The organism is Amycolatopsis circi, assembly GCF_003385235.1.
GTDB lineage: Bacteria > Actinomycetota > Actinomycetes > Mycobacteriales > Pseudonocardiaceae > Amycolatopsis > Amycolatopsis circi.
Window position 1 is genome coordinate 1 of the sequence record NZ_PQIA01000030.1, and the last position, 15,805, is coordinate 15,805.

The 15,805-nt window shown below is 67.1% G+C and carries 21 protein-coding genes; 1 reads left to right on the forward strand and 20 read right to left on the reverse strand.

The window, feature by feature from the left end; genetic code table 11:
- Window positions 1-146 precede the first annotated feature (146 nt).
- The 9 genes from D0D37_RS15680 to D0D37_RS15725 all read right to left on the reverse strand — a co-directional run bounded on the left by D0D37_RS15680 (window position 147) and on the right by D0D37_RS15725 (window position 7,490).
- A complete protein-coding gene (locus tag D0D37_RS15680) occupies window positions 147-1,175 on the reverse strand; it encodes a VG15 protein (RefSeq protein ID WP_116201277.1) in 1,029 nt (342 codons plus the stop codon).
- Window positions 1,153-2,622 (reverse strand): phage portal protein, encoded by a 1,470-nt coding sequence (locus tag D0D37_RS15685; RefSeq protein ID WP_116201278.1) that lies wholly within the window; start codon window positions 2,620-2,622, stop codon window positions 1,153-1,155. The genes D0D37_RS15680 and D0D37_RS15685 overlap by 23 nt, the downstream gene beginning before the upstream one ends.
- Window positions 2,619-4,421 (reverse strand): terminase large subunit, encoded by a 1,803-nt coding sequence (locus D0D37_RS15690; RefSeq protein WP_116201279.1) that lies wholly within the window; start codon window positions 4,419-4,421, stop codon window positions 2,619-2,621. The genes D0D37_RS15685 and D0D37_RS15690 overlap by 4 nt, the downstream gene beginning before the upstream one ends.
- The gene (locus D0D37_RS15695; RefSeq protein WP_116201280.1) at window positions 4,393-4,875 is read right to left on the reverse strand and encodes a phage terminase small subunit P27 family; all 483 of its coding nucleotides are present in this window, start codon (window positions 4,873-4,875) and stop codon (window positions 4,393-4,395) included. Before D0D37_RS15695 ends, D0D37_RS15690 begins: the two co-directional genes overlap by 29 nt.
- An 18-nt stretch (window positions 4,876-4,893) precedes the next feature.
- Window positions 4,894-5,079 (reverse strand): hypothetical protein, encoded by a 186-nt coding sequence (locus tag D0D37_RS15700; protein WP_116201281.1) that lies wholly within the window; start codon window positions 5,077-5,079, stop codon window positions 4,894-4,896.
- A 209-nt stretch (window positions 5,080-5,288) separates the two neighbouring features.
- Entirely contained in the window at window positions 5,289-5,540 is a 252-nt protein-coding gene (locus D0D37_RS15705) for a hypothetical protein (protein WP_162834256.1), read from the reverse strand.
- A 408-nt stretch (window positions 5,541-5,948) separates the two neighbouring features.
- Window positions 5,949-6,158 (reverse strand): hypothetical protein, encoded by a 210-nt coding sequence (locus tag D0D37_RS15715; protein ID WP_116201284.1) that lies wholly within the window; start codon window positions 6,156-6,158, stop codon window positions 5,949-5,951.
- Between the two features lie 376 nt (window positions 6,159-6,534).
- Window positions 6,535-7,092 carry a hypothetical protein gene (locus tag D0D37_RS15720; protein WP_116201285.1) on the reverse strand — a complete coding sequence of 186 codons (558 nt, stop codon included), beginning with the start codon at window positions 7,090-7,092 and terminating at the stop codon, window positions 6,535-6,537.
- Window positions 7,092-7,490: a hypothetical protein gene (locus D0D37_RS15725; protein ID WP_116201286.1), complete on the reverse strand. Its 399-nt coding sequence runs from the start codon at window positions 7,488-7,490 to the stop codon at window positions 7,092-7,094. The genes D0D37_RS15720 and D0D37_RS15725 overlap by 1 nt, the downstream gene beginning before the upstream one ends.
- A gap of 177 nt (window positions 7,491-7,667) precedes the next feature.
- Here D0D37_RS15725 and D0D37_RS15730 point away from each other — a divergent pair, with 177 nt between their 5' ends.
- Complete coding sequence (locus D0D37_RS15730) at window positions 7,668-8,267, forward strand: GNAT family N-acetyltransferase (protein WP_162834257.1); 600 nt, start codon at window positions 7,668-7,670, stop codon at window positions 8,265-8,267.
- A 6-nt stretch (window positions 8,268-8,273) separates the two neighbouring features.
- Here the strand turns inward: D0D37_RS15730 and D0D37_RS15735 are convergent, their stop codons facing one another.
- The 11 genes from D0D37_RS15735 to D0D37_RS15780 all read right to left on the reverse strand — a co-directional run bounded on the left by D0D37_RS15735 (window position 8,274) and on the right by D0D37_RS15780 (window position 15,804).
- Window positions 8,274-8,645, reverse strand: coding sequence for a hypothetical protein (locus tag D0D37_RS15735; RefSeq protein ID WP_116201288.1), 372 nt, complete (start codon window positions 8,643-8,645; stop codon window positions 8,274-8,276).
- A 55-nt stretch (window positions 8,646-8,700) separates the two neighbouring features.
- Window positions 8,701-9,162: a hypothetical protein gene (locus D0D37_RS15740; RefSeq protein ID WP_208719971.1), complete on the reverse strand. Its 462-nt coding sequence runs from the start codon at window positions 9,160-9,162 to the stop codon at window positions 8,701-8,703.
- A 98-nt stretch (window positions 9,163-9,260) separates the two neighbouring features.
- Complete coding sequence (locus D0D37_RS15745; protein WP_116201290.1) at window positions 9,261-9,569, reverse strand: hypothetical protein; 309 nt, start codon at window positions 9,567-9,569, stop codon at window positions 9,261-9,263.
- Complete coding sequence (locus D0D37_RS15750; protein ID WP_116201291.1) at window positions 9,562-9,741, reverse strand: hypothetical protein; 180 nt, start codon at window positions 9,739-9,741, stop codon at window positions 9,562-9,564. The genes D0D37_RS15745 and D0D37_RS15750 overlap by 8 nt, the downstream gene beginning before the upstream one ends.
- Entirely contained in the window at window positions 9,734-10,432 is a 699-nt protein-coding gene (locus D0D37_RS15755; RefSeq protein ID WP_116201292.1) for a FliH/SctL family protein, read from the reverse strand. Before D0D37_RS15755 ends, D0D37_RS15750 begins: the two co-directional genes overlap by 8 nt.
- Window positions 10,429-11,442 (reverse strand): DNA-methyltransferase, encoded by a 1,014-nt coding sequence (locus D0D37_RS15760; RefSeq protein ID WP_162834259.1) that lies wholly within the window; start codon window positions 11,440-11,442, stop codon window positions 10,429-10,431. The genes D0D37_RS15755 and D0D37_RS15760 overlap by 4 nt, the downstream gene beginning before the upstream one ends.
- Complete coding sequence (locus D0D37_RS46620) at window positions 11,435-12,451, reverse strand: hypothetical protein (RefSeq protein WP_162834260.1); 1,017 nt, start codon at window positions 12,449-12,451, stop codon at window positions 11,435-11,437. Before D0D37_RS46620 ends, D0D37_RS15760 begins: the two co-directional genes overlap by 8 nt.
- Entirely contained in the window at window positions 12,448-13,320 is an 873-nt protein-coding gene (locus D0D37_RS15765) for a hypothetical protein (RefSeq protein ID WP_116201294.1), read from the reverse strand. Before D0D37_RS15765 ends, D0D37_RS46620 begins: the two co-directional genes overlap by 4 nt.
- Window positions 13,317-13,538 carry a DUF6011 domain-containing protein gene (locus D0D37_RS48820; RefSeq protein ID WP_116201295.1) on the reverse strand — a complete coding sequence of 74 codons (222 nt, stop codon included), beginning with the start codon at window positions 13,536-13,538 and terminating at the stop codon, window positions 13,317-13,319. The genes D0D37_RS15765 and D0D37_RS48820 overlap by 4 nt, the downstream gene beginning before the upstream one ends.
- Window positions 13,535-15,430, reverse strand: a complete 1,896-nt coding sequence (locus D0D37_RS15775; protein ID WP_116201296.1) for a DNA cytosine methyltransferase — start codon at window positions 15,428-15,430, stop codon at window positions 13,535-13,537. Before D0D37_RS15775 ends, D0D37_RS48820 begins: the two co-directional genes overlap by 4 nt.
- On the reverse strand, window positions 15,427-15,804 hold the full coding sequence (locus tag D0D37_RS15780; protein ID WP_116201297.1) for a hypothetical protein: 378 nt from the start codon (window positions 15,802-15,804) through the stop codon (window positions 15,427-15,429). The genes D0D37_RS15775 and D0D37_RS15780 overlap by 4 nt, the downstream gene beginning before the upstream one ends.
- Window position 15,805 lies beyond the last annotated feature (1 nt).

The window sequence follows — 15,805 nt, forward strand, 5'->3', positions numbered from 1 at the left end:
GACGATGCCGACAGCACGCAGCGGATCGCCCGTCCGCGGGTCGACGATGCTCGGGTGGGTGGGCAGGGTGTTCGTGCGCATCGCGCGGTCCTCCGGTGGTCGTCCTCGCGCGTCGCGCGTCGAGGATGCGCCCTGCACGTCGCATGTCAGAGCAGGTAGGCGAAGCGCCGCAACTGGCGCAGCACTTCCGCCCGGTCCCAGCCGAATTCCTCGGCCAGGCGGTAAATCTCGTCCGGCATAAGCCGGGGAGCTTTCGGCCGCCAATAGCGGCTTCCGCGGTCGCCTTCCCGGACCTTGCGGCGCAACTCGCTGTCCGCGCGCTTCCGGAACCGGCCGTCCTCGAGGACTTCGTAACCGCCGAACACGGCGCGCCGGGTCGTCCCGACGGTCGTGACCTGGACTTCGCGGCCGTAGGCCATGCCGCTGGTGACGCCTTGGCGGACGTTGACGACCTGCGAGATGTCCGCGCCGTCGCGAATCGCCTGCGCGCCCGCGGCGGTGAACACCCGGTTCTGGGCCTCTGTGGACAGCGACCGGAAGTAGTCCTTCGGGTCGACCGCCCAGCTTTCGGCCGGTTCCTCCGCGGCGGGCACCATCCGGCAGTCGCACCGCGGATGCCGCTGGAACGCCGACACCCGGTACCGGCGGCCGGCGAGGACCGCGCATCGGGCGCAGGTGACGCCGTTCAGCACACGCACGTAGTGAAGCGCGCCCTGCGACCACATTGCTGCGCCGATCGCGGCCCTGCCGGTGTCGCGGATCCCGGACAACACGATCGACGTCGCGACCAGCTGCGCCCGCCGTTGCGCCTCGACGACACCAAGGCTGCGGTTCGCCGCCCGCGTCGAGATCGGCGCGTAGATCAGGTTCCGCATCCACGACCCGCCGCCGTCGGTGAGGTCGGCGAACCCCGCCGCATTCACCTCGACGGCACCCGCCGCGGGCCCGGCACCTTGTGCCTTCAACGCTTTCGCGACGTAGGTGTCCGCGACCCCGGCCACATCAGTCTGGAGCTGCAGCAACTCCGGTGCGATTTTCGCGATGGCGTCCCGCCACGCCTCCGGCGAGACCGTTCCGCGAGTGGTGTCGGCTACCGCGGCGAGAGCGGCGCGGGTCGCGTTGTCGGTGACGGCCCCGTACCGGTTCGCGAGGTCAGAGAGCGGGGACGGGAGCACTGGGCACCGCCGGGTTCACGCCGGCACCGCCGCCGACGTCGAGGTTGCGCAGGTCGTTTGCGGTCTGGACGAACGTGGTCCGGTTCAGGCCCATGCGTTCGCGAAGACGCTTCTGCCGTTGGGGCGAGAATCCGAGGATGTCCCAGGCTTCTTCGGCGTCGAAGATGTTGCCCTGCACGCCCTTCACGGCCGCGTCCATCGCGGACGCGATCGTCGGCATCGCCGCGGACTTCCACTTCGATTCCATGCCGATGAGCTGCTTCGGGTCCTTGCCCATGATCGCCCATGCAAGGCGGGCCGATCGCTGGGCCGATCCGCCGTACCAGGTGTGGTGTGCCTCGGTACGCAGGATCAACCGCTCCAGCGAATAAAGGATCGACTCCGCAGACGGCGGGTTGTCCGAGCTGTAGCCCATGTACGCCGGCGGCATCCCGTACTTCGACGCGACGAACTGCGCGAGAGTTTTCAGGCTCTCGTGGAAGTTCCGCAGGTCACTGGCCGCGAACTGCCCGACCTGAGTCGGCGGCACGCTCTGGTTCGGTTTCGACGGCTGGTTCGGGATCGCCCACACATCGCCCATGGCGACTTTCCACAGCGGGATCTGATTCCCGTTCTCGTCCTTGAAGTCGCTGGCGGTCGCGCCGACGATCCACTTGCGGCCGACCGCGTGGTGCTCGCCAGCACCCATCAGGTTAGTCGCGAACTGGTTGGCGCCGTCGACCAAGTGCTTCGCCTGCTTGAGATCGGAGCAGCCGACACCGCGGCGCGGACGGGTCAGGATCGGCACGAACGGCACCGACGGCAGACTTGGGTCGTTCGCGATCTCAGCCGACCATTTCTCCAGCCTGCGGAATCTCACGAGTTCGCCGTTCTCGAACTCGTAGACAGTACCGAGACCGAACTTGCGATCGGTAACCCCGGGCCAGCCGGGCAAGTAGAGCGCACCGTGCGTGGTTTCGCTGGTGTCGCTCTCTTCCTCTTTCCACAGTTTCAGCCCCGCGAGAGGCTGCCGAGTCCGCGGATCGAGTTCCACCGCGACCTGGTCTGCGTACTCGGTCGTCAGCATCGGCATCCCGGCCGGACCGTCCGGCCCGACCATGAAGAAATGCTCGCCTCCGACGCTGGCCGCCGTCCATGCTTCGGGCGAATCCTCCGGCATGTTGTTCGCCGTCCACCACGTGCCGAGTTCGTCGACCGGGTTCTCGTCGGCCAGCAAAAACGCTTCGAGCTTCATCCGCTCGACGACGGTTTCGACGATGAGTTCCGGCCACGGCAGCAGCAGCGGCGGGAACCGGTCGTCCTGCTCGGCGAGGATCCGTGCCACGTAGATGAGCGGCTGATCGAGATCCATGTACTGCCACCAGTCGAGAGCCTTGTCCCGCTGGCGACCGGTCTTCGCGGCGAGCCGGTCGTACCACTGCTTCGGGGTGAGGTCGGAGAGCTTCACGCGGTCCTCCCTCGACTCGACACGACGATCTGGGCTTTCTGCGGTTCTTCGTCCTCGACCGGTGCGCGGAGCATCGCGTTGCACGCCATTGCCATCGCAGGCACGGCGTCGATCCGGCGCCCGGTCCGGTCACGGGCAGGTTTGTCCGGCCGGATCAATTCCGGGTCGTACGGCGCTTTCCGCACCTCGACGTTGTCGAAACAGAATTCGGCGACCGGATTCCCGTGATGCAACAGACGGCCCTTTTTCACGAGCCCCATCAGCTCGTTCATGCCGAGCGTCATCGACTGGAAGTCGTTCTTGTACGACTCGATGTTCCAGTACCCGGTTTCGTTCTCGATGCGTTGGATCACCGGCGGCGCGGACCACCTGTCCGCATCGACCGCGAGGAGGTCGAAGTCGGCGATTTCCTCGGCGACGTCGCTATAGAGCCGTTCGTAGTCGACGACCGGGCCCTCAGTGGCGACGATCCAGCCTTCCTTGACCCAGCGGGAGAACTTGCCGTCGTTCTGCTTGTCCAACTCACGCAGCGCGGGCTCCGGGATCCAAAACCGCCACAGCGCATGTACCCACCGGTCTTCGGGGATGAGTGTGCACCAGGCGGTGAGGTCGGAGTGCGACGCGAGGTCCATCCCGGCCCACGCTTGCCGACCGAGGAGCCGGTCGCGGTGGTAGTCCGGGCGCAACCAGACGTCGTTGGCGTCGCCGCCGCTCGCCCGGTACAGGTGCATCGGCATCCACCGGAACTTCTGCTGCACCCGCTGGTTCATCTGGAACTGCTTGAAGCCGTTTTCCTTGGCCGGGTCGTTTTTCGCGTCCAGCGCTTGCCGTCGCAACGCGTCGCGAGACTTGAACTGGTCGAGCGCCGGGTTGGGCCACTTCCAGTTCCGCTCGTCGAACGCGTCCAGGTTGACCGGCAGGTGCGGGTGGCCGGGGAACGTCGAGCGCAGCCGCTCGAGTTCGTCGTCCGAGTTCGGCAGCTTCCGCACGAACGAAAACACGTGCGGCGCCCGGCTCGGATCCTCCTGCGTCTTCTCCGCTTCGTCGATCAGGTCCGCGCCGAACGAGCTGTCGTCGTCGGTTTCGGTCGTCGTGGCGTACATCAGTTCCTGCAGCCTCGCGCCGGCCGCGGTCGTCATGGCTTCCCACATCGACCCGTCCGGCTGCGACAGCACCTCGTCGAGGTTGAACGCATGCGGGTTGTGCCCCAACTCGCCCTCGGCGTCCGCGGTGAGGATCTCGTAGTGCGACCCGGACTGTTCGTCCACGAGGCGACGCGCGTTCTTGATGTGCTTGAGCCGTTTGGAAAGCCTCGGCGACAGCTGCACCATCCGCAGCGCGGGCTCGAACACTTTCCCTGCCTGCTTGGTGTCCTTGGCCGCGCAGTAGATCTCGGCGCTCTCCTCGTCGTCGCCGACGAGCATGTACAGCTGGATCGCCGCCGCGATCTCGGACTTGCCGTTCTTGCGGGCGACGACGATGTAGGCGATGCGGTAGCGGCGCGCGTACGTGCCCCACTCGCTCGACCACTGCACTTCCCCGAACAGTGGCCGGATGATCTCGAATTCCTGCCAGTCGAGCAGCAGGAACGGGGTGCGCTTCAGCGGGCCTTTGACGTGGACCAGCATCCGCGCGAAGAACGTGACGACGCGGTCGGCGCGCGGCTCGCAGTAGTGCGCACCGTTTTTCGGGCACTGCTTGCCGCGGAACGTGTACCCGCAGAGCGGGCCCGAATCGTCGTCCGGGCGCCAGCGTGTTTCGAGGTCGTAGTCAGCCGGTGAGGAGGTCGTCGTCTGCATCGCGGGACGCCTCCCCGATGGACAGGCCAGCCCGGTCGGACGGCGTCAATCCAAAGCGGGCGGCGTACTTCTGGACCTGCGCGTCGGCTTCGTTGAGCACGAGCGTCCACGGGTTCTTGCCGATCCGGAACCCGGCCTGCTCGCCGTTCTTGTTGAACACCGGCAGCTCGATCACTTCGCCTTCGACCTGCAGCCGCTTCGAGGCGTGGCGGCGGCGGACGACGGCGTCGCACCAGGCGGCGAACGCTTCGCAGTCCCACGCGGTCAGCACGCCCTTGGCCTTCAGGTCGGGGGCGAGGTGGTTCCACACCTCGATGGCCTGCTCGCCGAGCCACGACGGCGGCTCAACAACTAGAGCGGACGGCTTCGGCTCGGAGGTGTTGATCCGGTCCTTGCGGTCGCCGTGCAGGACGGCGATGTTCGTCGGCTTCTTCGGCCGGCCAGTGGTGCCCATGCGATCGCCACCTCCGAGCTACTCGCGGCCGTCCCAGGCGTGGTGAACCACCATCCAGCCCGCCGAGCTATCGCCCGGCACGAACTCGACGTACGGCAGACAGGCGCAGTCATCGCCAGGCGTGTGGCCGACGACGTCGTCGATCGGCGTGACTTCGGAACCGGTCTCGGTCGGGCCGACGAGCCAACCAGCTCGAACTGCCATGAGCGCCCTCCGCGTCCTGCCCGTGGACGGGCCTGGGCCGAGGGCTGTACCGGGCTCCGTCCGGCACCCGATCATGGCCCGGTTACGACAACCCTGGAGTTTCGTCCGCGCGCGATCCGGCCTTGCCCGGGGCGAGGAGCGCGTTGACCGGGGGGTGGGGGCTCTCCCCGGGGTGGTTGATCATGCACATGTTGATCACTTGTTGATCTTTATGTGATCGACTTCTGATGATCGACGACGCTGGTGGTGCCTGCCTGTGCCCTGCTGTCCTGCTCGGCCCTGGTTGCTGGTCGGCGGATGATCTCGTACGCGTCGCCGTGCTGGTCGACCACGTGCAGGATGTCGTCGCCCTGGTCGTCGCAGCTGGGCGTGTAGCCGGTGACGCGGTACGTGACCGTGTCGGCCTCGCCGGTCTCGCGGTTGATGGTGACCATCGCGAGGTGTCCGTCGGTGGTGATCACTGTCAGCTCCTCCGTCAGCATGCGGCCTTGCGTCCGTTGCAGGATCGGCAGAGGACGGCGAGCGGGCCGTCGGGTGGGCCGTGTCGTGCGACTGGGGTGACGTGGTCGGCGGTGAGGTCGGTGGCCGCGTGGGCTGGCACGAGGTAGCCGGGGCACCAGTCGCCGTGCTGTTCGCGCCAGGCTCGGACGGCCGCGCGTCGCCGGTTGGTCTCGGTCCAGTCGCGGGTGCGTTTGGTGGGGATGGTTCGTGCGCGGTGGCGTTGGTCTTGCTGGGTGTGGCGTTGGCAGGGGCCGCGGCGTCCGGGTGTGGCGGATGGCTGAGGGCAGCCTGGTCGGGTGCAGGTCCAGGTCGGCATGGGGTGGGCCTGTTCCGGATGGGGTGGGGGTTCCTGGAATCGGCCAGGGGGGTCAGGCTTCGCGGTCGGTTGCCAGCTGCCGTGAGATGCGGCGGATCGTGGCGAGTCCGTTGCGTCGGGTCGCGATGAGGATGGGCCAGCGTCCGGTGCTGCGGCGCATGGCACAGGCGTCGACCAGGGTGTCGCGCTGCCACGGCGTGAGCTGGATGTCGAGGTTGGCTGCGAATTGGTCGACGTCGGCTGCGGTGATCGGTGCGGGCATGGGGCGAACTCCGTTCGGGGCGGGAGTGTCGCGGTGGTGGTGGGAGCTACTGCTCGACCGACCCACTGATCCGCATGATGACAAATCATTGCGTTCGCGCTGGTCGAGCGCAATCACCCGAGGTGATGATCTCTCGGCGGGCTGGGCTCGTGTGCGGGCGTCGCGCGCTCGCGTACGCGTGTGGGCGTGCGTGTGCGCGACCCAGAAACTCAACCATCTACGAGACGTAAGAGAACCACTTCCCCTACCACTACCACTCAGGGTTCGCCGAATCCTTCCAACGGGTGACGAAATCGAAGGGTTCGGCGAAGGGTTCGCCATACCCTTCGCGTAGGGTCCGCGAAGGGTTCGACACCACAATATGTTGTGGTCAGGGTCACCCGTCCGAAGGATTCCCGGAAGGGTTCGGCGAAGGGTTCGCGAAAGGGTTCCGCAACTTCGCCGGGTCCATCGTCGAGTTCGGGTCCGCGAGCATGACCGCGGCATCGATATCCGCGAATCTGGCGTCCAGCATGGCCATCCTGCGCGTTGCGTCTCGGAGATGCCCGACTTCGACCGGACGCCTGCGATACGGCCGATCGGGTTTTCCCTGCCTGCCCTTGCGCGGCATGACCCCAAAGCTCCGCACGTATTCTCCAGTGTCTGGATTGATCAACGCTTCAGGAGTCGCGTGCAGAATCTGGTTTCGCTCCTCATCGAGCGCCGTCTCAGCGTCGTGCAGCCACGTCAACACCTCGGTAAGGTCAGCGCTCGACGGCCAGCCCTTGAGGACATCTCGCGCCTCCGCTAGGTACTGCGACACCAGCCCTCCGGAGATCAGCGGCCCCGGGGCGATCACTCGACACAGGCTGATGACTGCGTCCTCGAGCAACATTGCCGCCCAGGTGAATCTACCGAGTTCGCGCAAGGTGTGGTTGTCAGGTGCGTACACCATCACTTACCCACCTTGCAGGTCGCCCGGGACATCGCGGCAAGCCCGGTCGTCCCGGCTGCGGGCAGTCCGCCGTCCTCGGCGACCACCTTCCCGCTCACGTCCTTGATCACGCAGGATGCGCCGTTCGGCAGCGTCGACTCGACGTTCACAGTGATGCTGGAGCCGTGGACGGTCTCCGTGGCGGTGGCGGTGCTGATGTCGAGGTCGTGGGTCTTCGCGGTCTCGTCGTACCAGGACGCGGAGACGTTGCCGTAGACGGTGACCTGGTAGTCGGTGGGCGCGGGGTCGCTGTTGGCGCGGACGAGCCAGATGACGCCGGCGACGGCGGCGAGGACGATTACGGCGGTCGCGGCGATGATCGGCTTGCTGAGCGCGGGTTTGCCGGTGGTCTCGGTCATGCGTCTGTCCCCTCGGCGTGAGTCTGGGGGTTGAGTCGCGGGGGTGGTTGCGGCTGTTACCGCAGTGTCCGGATTGTGATGGGGTGTCGGGCCCGCCTCGGGGTTGGAGCAGACCCGACTCACCCGAACGTAGAACATGTGTTCGACTGTTGGCAACCTGTCAGGCATACTCCGAACGTGCACGACCGCCCCAACGCACCAGCTGCCTCGCGCCTTGACCTGCCCGTTCGTCCTGCGCGACGGCACGAGTACTGCCTGAACGGCCACCGGCTCGACGTAGCCGGCCGGAACTCTTCGTTCAACCCAGACCTGTGGACGCACCACCACTCGTGCAACCTCTGCGGCGAGCTGCGGCTGCCCCGATCGATGTGGATCGACGTCGACCTAGCCCTGCGGCACGAGCAGGTCACGAAAGGCGAGTCGCGGCTGCACCTGACCGCTCGGCCGCCGTCCACTCCGGCCGGTGTCGGGCAAATCGTGCTCGAGGTACGCGGCCAACCGGTGGGCGACGTGGATGTGCAGATGTGCGCCGCGGACCGGCTTGGGGTGATCGAGCAGGTGCGGGTCGATGAGGACTGCATGCGGCTCGGCGTGGGTTCGCTGCTGGTGGAGGCGGCGTTGTCGCGCGGCCCGGGCTATCGCTGGTCGACGACGAAGGTGGAACAGACGGTGCGGGCGCGCGCGTTCTGGGCTTCTCTGAGGACCGAGGTGCCGCTGCGGTTGGGTGAGCCGGAGTACTGCGGGCACATGCTCGACGCGAGCAGCCTGGACGTGTAGGCGCGGCTACCGGTAGTTCCAGTTTGGGTCGTAGTCGGGGTGGGTGCACCATGCGCGGGCGAGGAGGAACGGGAGCCGGGTGTAGAGCGGGTCGGGCTGGTCGCGGTGCCAGCGGTTCGCTTGCCACACTTCGATGAGTGAGCGGCGGCCTTCGAGGTCGCGGTATCCCTCGGGTACGGACGCTGTTGGTCCGGCTTCGTTGATGCGGGCGAGGGTGAACCGGGCGGCTGCGGCGAGGTCGTCGCCGGGGTCGTCGGGTTCTGGCGGTTCGCCTTCGTCGTCGACTCCGCTGGCTTTTCGCCCGCTGGGGAGCGTGAGACCGTTTTTGATGGTGGTGTTGGCGAGCAACTGCCGGACTGCGTCGTCTTGATCGTCCACCGGGCCGATCGTGCCAGTCAGCCCGGTGGACGCGCATCAGCTCAAGGCGTGAACCTTATGGTCGCTCGCCCCGTTTTGAAGGGCGAGGATCGATGAGTTTCCAGAGCCACAGGATCAGTCTTCCGATCCGGTTGATCGGGTGCTCTGAGCCGATTTCAACTCGCGCGATGTTCTGGAACTTGTTCATCGGTGCTCGGAAATCGCCGATGGTGCCGCCATCGACCCAGTCTTCCAATCCTTCGGCTACATCGTTGAACGCATTCGCAGCTCGACGACCGCCGAACATTTCGATACGACCGAGCGCCGTAAGAATCTCGCGGTATGCCTCGCGCCTGTTCTCATTCTCTGCGTACAGGATGCCAACCATGGCGGCAATCGCCGACGCATAGGCGTCTCGCTTCAGTTCATGCAACTTGGCACGCCGACCCTGCCAACTTGTAACAATTGGCACCACGAGTGTGCCGCTGAGCCCGATCCCAGCACCAATCAGTGCCGCACTAGCCGCGTCCACGAACACCTTCCAATGGCCAGATCCGTACCGATTGAAAGGTCAGTCGTTCTTCGTTGGCGCAACGTTACGTGCGTCTTCGCAGCGCCGTGGAGGTGATACCGGTTTCAGGCACGGTTGGTCTCCTCATCGCCGAACTCGCGGAACGGTTTAGCTGTCGGCGAGGTCCAGAGGTAGCCGTTCCCAGCAGCCATGCCGGTCTCCATCACACGGACCACCTGAACCGGGTAGGTGTTTAGCCGGATCTTGGCCAGGATGGTCAGCGGCGGACGCTTCCGGTCTGATCCAGTGGCGGTCCAGATTGTTTGACGGACCGCGCATTCGGCGACGTGCGCGGCGTCGAGCGCGTCGACTCCGGCAGCGGTGACGAACACGGTGATCGCGACGCGGTGCTCAGGCAACGGTTCGTCAGCCACGGCCGGCCTCCTCGCCGCGCAGTTCCTTCCACACCTCGGCCGTTAACCGCCGTTCGACGTACGCGCTGGTGTCGGTGTGCCGCCATGCACCGGCCGCGAGCCCGCATTTGCAGAACCCGGGGTCGCGATCGTCGGCGTCGTGCTGGTGCCGTTTGGCGTAGGTGTCAGCCACGGTCGCCCTCCTCCGGCTGGTGCTCGACGACCTGGCCGTGAGCGTGGTAGCGGAGGAATCCGCTGACGGCCCAGGGCGTGACGACTCGTCCGCTTCCCACGCGCGGCATGTGCTTGAAGCACCAGAGCGTGTGCGTGCCAGGCGCAACCTCGAACGTCATCACGTGGTCGGGCACGATCCAGCCGAGCAGCGTGCGCGGTGCGGGGGCGGGTTGAAGGGCGGTTGGCCCGCATGCCACGCCTTCGGGGTGGCAGTGGCCGGTGGCGTAGCAGTCCTCGCACGGGTAGCCGCTGGGAACGGTTCCCCCGCCGTTGCAAGCGGTGCAGCACCCCGGTTCCTCGCGGCCCGGCTCGCGGTCGAGGATGGCGCGGATGAGATCGAGCTTCACGAGCATGATCTCGGCGCCGTCCAGCACGGCGCGGATGTCCACGCGCAGCTTGTCGAGTTCGGCGCGGGTCTCCTCCCAGCCCTTCGCGTAACCGACGTCCCAACCGTTGTTGTAGCCCGTGTCGCGCGCGGCCTCGACGTCGCCGAGCTTCACGGCGTCGGCGGGCTGGTCGAGGATCATCATGATGACCTTCATCCGGCGCGCCGCCTCGGGGTGATGCCTGGCCACCGCCTCTGCGTAGCCACGGGCTTTGCGGACGTGCTCGCGCAGGTCTGGCACGCGCGGGGTGTCGGCGTCGGTCATGCTGCGCCTCCGAACAGGTCGGGTTGATCGGGTTGTGGGACCGTGACTTTCGTGGGGTCGGTGCCAGCGGCCCGTGCCCGCTCCTTCGGGTCGTTGGCCCGCCAAGTGGCGAGGCGGCAGTAATCCGCGGAGAGGTCGACGCTGAGACCGCGACGGCCGAGCATGGCCGCGACGAGAGCAGTCGTGCCAGTGCCGCCGAACGGGTCAAGTACCGTGCCACCGGGCGGGCACCAACCGGTGATCAGGCGGCGGGGCCATTCCATCGGGAACGCCGCGTAGTGGTCGACCCCGAGCGAAGCAGGAGCGTTGAACGGCTGGGTCGGGATCTCCCAGACCGAGCCCGGGACACGACCGCGCGGGTTGACTGTGTCGAGCATCTTCCGGGCCTTCTGTCCGCCGCGCGGCTCACGACCCGCGCCGTTCGGCCGGGCATATCCGGACGCCGGCTCGCGAATGTCGTCGATCGCCGAGTAGTACCGCGGCTGCTTGGTCAGGTGCACCCAGTCCTCGTGCGATCGGCGCACGCGGTCGGTGACCGATTCGGGCAGGCTGTTCGGCTTGGCCCACACGATCACGGCGCGGGCGATCAGGCCGAGTTCGTCGACGCACCGGATCCGGTAGCGCTCCGGCATCAGCATCAGCGACTTGTTCGGGATGCCGGTCCGCCGCGGGTCGGTCTGCCGCCACGTCGCGGCCGAATCGGATACGTGCCGGCGTCCGTTGATCCCGGTCTGCGTCTGCCCCTGCGCACCGGAGTACTTGTCACCCAGGTTGATGAAGACGCTGCCGTTCGGTTTGAGCACGCGAACCATCTCGCGGGTGCATTCGATGAGCGCGTCGACGAACTCGCTCGGCGAGGCCTCCGCGCCGAGCTGCCCGGTGTAGTGCTCGCCGCCGTCCCGATAGGACCGCAACCCGAAGTACGGCGGGGAGGTGACGACGAGGTCGACCGACTCGTCCGGCAACGGCAGCGACCGCGCGTCGGCTCGTAGGATCAGCGACTCAGCCATCGCGGTCCGGCTTCGTCTCGCTGGCCGGTTCCTCGCTGGCCGTGGGTGGCGGGCAGCCTGGGCCGCGCTCATGCGTCGGCACGGAGCCGCTGCGCCAGTTCCGGAACTGGCAGCTTTCGGAGCGGCACCAGATGTCCTGCGCTGGTTTCTCGTGGTCTTCGCTGATGCGGTAGGAGTCCGCTTCGACGTCCCAGCCGCTCGCCGGTTCCTCGCGGTCCGTGACGGGCTCGACGATGGCGCGAATACGCTCCAGCGCGCAGCCTTCGCACTCATCGAGGCAGTCACCCTCTTCGCCTTCGCCGTCGACCGTCACGTGGTGGATGACCTGCGCGGGATCGATGTCAGCCAGTTCGGCGCGCACCTGGTCGAGCTTCGCCAGAGCCTCGTCACGCTCGCGTTCGACGGTGACGACCCGTCGAGCCTGGTCGTTCTCCAACAGCGTCCACTCTTCGAGCTTCGCCTCCGCAGCCTCGGCGCGGGCGGACTGTTCGGCGAGCTTGTCGGCCAACGGCCGGGCTCCGGCGTTAGCGCGACGCATCCACTCGTTGCGGTCCAACTCGGCGGCGTCGGCCCGGTCGTGTTCGCGCCAGAACGCGCCGTACCAGCCGCACGGCGTTTCCGGGCCCGCATTCGGCCGCTCACTGGCGGGCAGCGTGATCTCTTTGCCCTCAGCGACTTCCTGCCGCCACTGCCAGACCATTTCGCCCGCGCCGCCGTCCTCGAACATCTCGTCGAACCACCGCGTCAGCTCGTCAGCACGGCACGGGTCCTGGCGGCGGATCGTCTCCAGCAGCGTCACGAGAGTGAAGAAATGGATCAGGTTCATTGACGATTGGTGCTGCTCCTCCTTGCTGCTGGACAGGTCGTGCATACGGTCCCAGTTCCGTTGGAACCGTTCGAGCGAGTCCGCGATCACGGCTTGCGCCGTTCCGCCCGGCTGAGCGGGCCGCTCGCTGGCGTTCTCGAGCTGTTCAGGCATCTCGTTCCCCTCCTGGTCGTTCGTGGTCATGACGCCTCCGGAAGCAGTTGCGCGGCAAGCAGATCCAGCACGTCACCCACCCGGTACCGCGGTGCACGACGACCGCGCGGTACCTCGTCGAGCAACGGGTCCTCCGACGCTGCATCCGAATGCGGCAGCAACCGGCCACGCGCCGCGTAGCCGCGGATCATCGACGCCGTAACAGGTTTGTCGTCCGGCCGATCCAGATACGTCGGCAGCGCCCGCGACAGTTCGGTCGCGGTCAGCAGTTGGTCCTCCATCGCTTTGAGCATCCAGGCCCGCCGCTCCTGGATGTCCCACTCCCAGCCGCACGCGCACGCGACGAACGCCCGATCCGGCAGCCCGTACAGGTCCCGGTCGCAATGCTCAAGCGGCTCGCCGTTCTCATCGCCACCGACCATCAGATCCGCCGAGCAGATCCCGAGATACAAGCGATCACGCGGCCCCAGCACCGTGTTCCAGGCACGCTTCACCCGCGACGTGATCTCGTTGAACAGGTCCGCGGCATACGAGCAGCCAGCCATCCACGACGGGTGCCGCAACAGCCAGCGCGCCAACGGCCACGGGTGAATCACGATGTCCAGCGGGGCACGGTCCACCGAGTAGTCGTTCCACAGGTTCTGCACCCAGCCGGCGAGGTTGTCGCGGAGGTCGTCTGCCACCTTCGACGCTCCGAGGTTCGATGGTGTCGAGGATTCGCTGCCACCGGTGACGAACCCGACGCCGCCGCGCTTCGTCTTGGCCTGACGGGTGATCGTGACGTCGAGTTCGGGGTACAGCCATTCGACTTCCCGCAACGCCTTGGTCAGGTCGTCGAGGCAGGTGCGGCACAGCGCGGTGTCGGTCGGGCGGCCACAGCCGGTGGCGCACGTGTTCATCGGCTCCTCCTCGCATCATCCACGGCGGAAACGTTCAGCGGCAACGGAATCTGGTCAGGGTCCTCCGGCCACGGGCCGCCCTCCCGAAACATTTGGCGACGTTCCCTGCGACGGTCGCCGATCTTGCGACGCCAGCACACCGGGCCGTAGCCGCGCCGCTTTGATGCTTCCGTTCGCAGCGGGCGGCCACACTTCGCGGCCTTGCAGCGGGCGGTCATGCGGCGTACTCCGCGCGATGCAGAATGGCGCGCAACCGGCCGCCGATCCAGGCACCGACGTTCGGGGAGACGGCGTTGCCGAACCCGTCCGTCTGCTCGCGGGCCGAGCCCCAGACGATGAAGCTTCCCTTGTAGCCGTAGCCCGGGAAGTCGACATCGAATCCGCAGCCCGCGCCGATCTCGTGCGCAGCCATCATCCGGAAGAAGCAGTCCTCAAGGGACAGTTCGGCCAGAGCCGCGCGCCACTCGGCCGCCAGGATCGCGGTCGTGTCGCGCGCGGTGAGCGTGCCGAGCGGATCAGTCAGCGGGTGCGGCGCAGTCTCGCTGCCGGAGCTACCGTTCTGCTTGTACCAGCCGGAGAACAGCAGCGACTGGCCACCGGACGACACCACCGTCCCGAGCGGGTCACTGACCGGATGAGCGCGATAGCCAGCCTCGTGAATCGCACCGTTGTTCTTGATCGTCCCGGCAGCCGTCAGCAATCCCGGCATCTGGTCGGACGTCACGGTCGGCATTGCTTCGGTGTGCACGGTCGGGACGGTGTTGCGCCGGAACGGCACCACCCCGGCCGACAGCAGGCCGAGCGTCTCAGACCCGCCCTGAGTCGGCAGCGGTTCAGCCGCGGACCGAGGCGCGCCCTGGTAGTTGTCGACCGCGAGCAGGATCGCCTTCTCATGCGTCGAAGTCACGGTGTCCATCGGCCGCGTGATGTGCTGCCCGTCGCCGTTGTGCCGGTGCGCAGCAACGACCGCTCCGGTCGCGATCGTGACATCGCCGGTAGACACGATCGCCGTCTCCTGCTGACTGGTCTGGGTCGACATCGGCTGCCACAGGTGCTTTTCCGTGCCATGCTCGGCTTTGGCGGGCATGAGCACCGCAGGGAAGTCCGCGAACTTCTGGCGGCACCGCTCGGCGCGAGCCATCGTCGCCGCGGCCAGCGGTCCAGTGCTGCCGTCGCGGTGCTTCTTGACCGGCTTGTCGCCGATCCGGGTGCCGAGTTTGGTGAGGTCGAGCGCAGCGACCGACGGCGTCATCGGCGGGACCACCGGGCGTCGGCAGGCCGGGCACGTGTAGTGGTACTGCTTGCCGTACCGCATCGAGCCGGTCGGCGGGACGCCTGTCTTCCACGTCCACACCGCCTGGACGATTGTGGAGCAGCGATCGCACCAGGACTCCGGCCGGTGTTCCAGGTCGGGGGCCGGAAGCCGCTTGTCCCAGAATGCCCAGTAGCCGCGGTCCCGCGACTGTGGCACGCCGAAGAACATGCTGTTGAGGTACAGCACCTTGTATTCGTAGCCGAGGTTCTTGAACTGCTGCAGCCACCACCGGTACGTCGAGCCGTCACCGACCTTCGGTCGGTCGACCAGAGCCGGGCCCCACGAAGCTAGTTCGGTCGTGCACTCGACGAGGATCAGGCGCGGGTGGTGTTCGGCTGCGTAGTGCAGCACGCAGTTCGCGGTCGCGCGATCCCGCTCAGAGCGCGTGACCCGCGCGTCGAAGTCCGGGTCGTCGAGGTCGAACAAGCTCATGCCCTGCTCGTACGCCTTCTGCGTGTTCGCCTGCGAATGGTTCACGCAGCTCACGCCGGCGACAAGGATGTCCCCGGCCGGGAGGTCGCGCGCCGAGTGGTAGTCCGAGGCCTCCTTGTTGACGAGGTCGGCGATCCAGTGCTCGGCGCCCGGGTGGTTCGCCTCGTGGACCTCGACTTTGTACTCGTTGTGGTTCGCGGCCATGATCGTGGTGAACCCGGCCATCTCGATGCCGCGGGTGAGTCCGCCGAAACCGGAGAACAGGTCGACCGCGACGAGGTCGTCGTGGCGGAACCGGCGGCGGCGTTTCGCCGGGCGGTGCGTTGCGGTGCGGCCTTCGAGGCGCGCAGCGGCGCGGCTCATTCCTTGCCTCCCAGCGGTCTCTGGCCAGTGAGCAGCGCGACCAGATCGGCGACCGTCCCGGTGACGTACTGGCGCGCCGGGTCCGCCGTGCCGACTCGCTTGTGGACGACGAAGCCGGCGATCGCGTCGTCGTTGCCGCGTTCGATCTCGGCTTCGGCGGTCCAGCCCGCAAGGTTGGTGCGGGCGACGTCTTTGCATTCGAGGACGATCCGGCCGCCGCCGGGTGCGCGGACGCCGCTGATGTCGCCGCGGTCTTTCCCGCCGTTGCGTGCACGGCGTTCGATGCGGTCGTCGACCTGGTCGGCGAGGTAGCCGGCGATGCTGGTCTCGAAGCGAGTACCGGCCGCCTTGGCTGAGGCGCGGTTTCGGGTCATG

Bases quoted from the DNA above. Each gene is read 5' to 3' on its own strand.
- D0D37_RS15690 (WP_116201279.1), bottom strand. From the start codon at position 4,421: ATGCAGACGACGACCTCCTCACCGGCTGACTACGACCTCGAAACACGC.
- D0D37_RS15695 (WP_116201280.1), bottom strand. From the start codon at position 4,875: ATGGGCACCACTGGCCGGCCGAAGAAGCCGACGAACATCGCCGTCCTG.
- D0D37_RS15700 (WP_116201281.1), bottom strand. From the start codon at position 5,079: ATGGCAGTTCGAGCTGGTTGGCTCGTCGGCCCGACCGAGACCGGTTCC.
- D0D37_RS15715 (WP_116201284.1), bottom strand. From the start codon at position 6,158: ATGCCCGCACCGATCACCGCAGCCGACGTCGACCAATTCGCAGCCAAC.
- D0D37_RS15720 (WP_116201285.1), bottom strand. From the start codon at position 7,092: ATGGTGTACGCACCTGACAACCACACCTTGCGCGAACTCGGTAGATTC.
- D0D37_RS15725 (WP_116201286.1), bottom strand. From the start codon at position 7,490: ATGACCGAGACCACCGGCAAACCCGCGCTCAGCAAGCCGATCATCGCC.
- D0D37_RS15755 (WP_116201292.1), bottom strand. From the start codon at position 10,432: ATGACCGACGCCGACACCCCGCGCGTGCCAGACCTGCGCGAGCACGTC.
- D0D37_RS15760 (WP_162834259.1), bottom strand. From the start codon at position 11,442: ATGGCTGAGTCGCTGATCCTACGAGCCGACGCGCGGTCGCTGCCGTTG.
- D0D37_RS46620 (WP_162834260.1), bottom strand. From the start codon at position 12,451: ATGACCACGAACGACCAGGAGGGGAACGAGATGCCTGAACAGCTCGAG.
- D0D37_RS15765 (WP_116201294.1), bottom strand. From the start codon at position 13,320: ATGAACACGTGCGCCACCGGCTGTGGCCGCCCGACCGACACCGCGCTG.
- D0D37_RS48820 (WP_116201295.1), bottom strand. From the start codon at position 13,538: ATGACCGCCCGCTGCAAGGCCGCGAAGTGTGGCCGCCCGCTGCGAACG.
- D0D37_RS15775 (WP_116201296.1), bottom strand. From the start codon at position 15,430: ATGAGCCGCGCCGCTGCGCGCCTCGAAGGCCGCACCGCAACGCACCGC.
- D0D37_RS15780 (WP_116201297.1), bottom strand. From the start codon at position 15,804: ATGACCCGAAACCGCGCCTCAGCCAAGGCGGCCGGTACTCGCTTCGAG.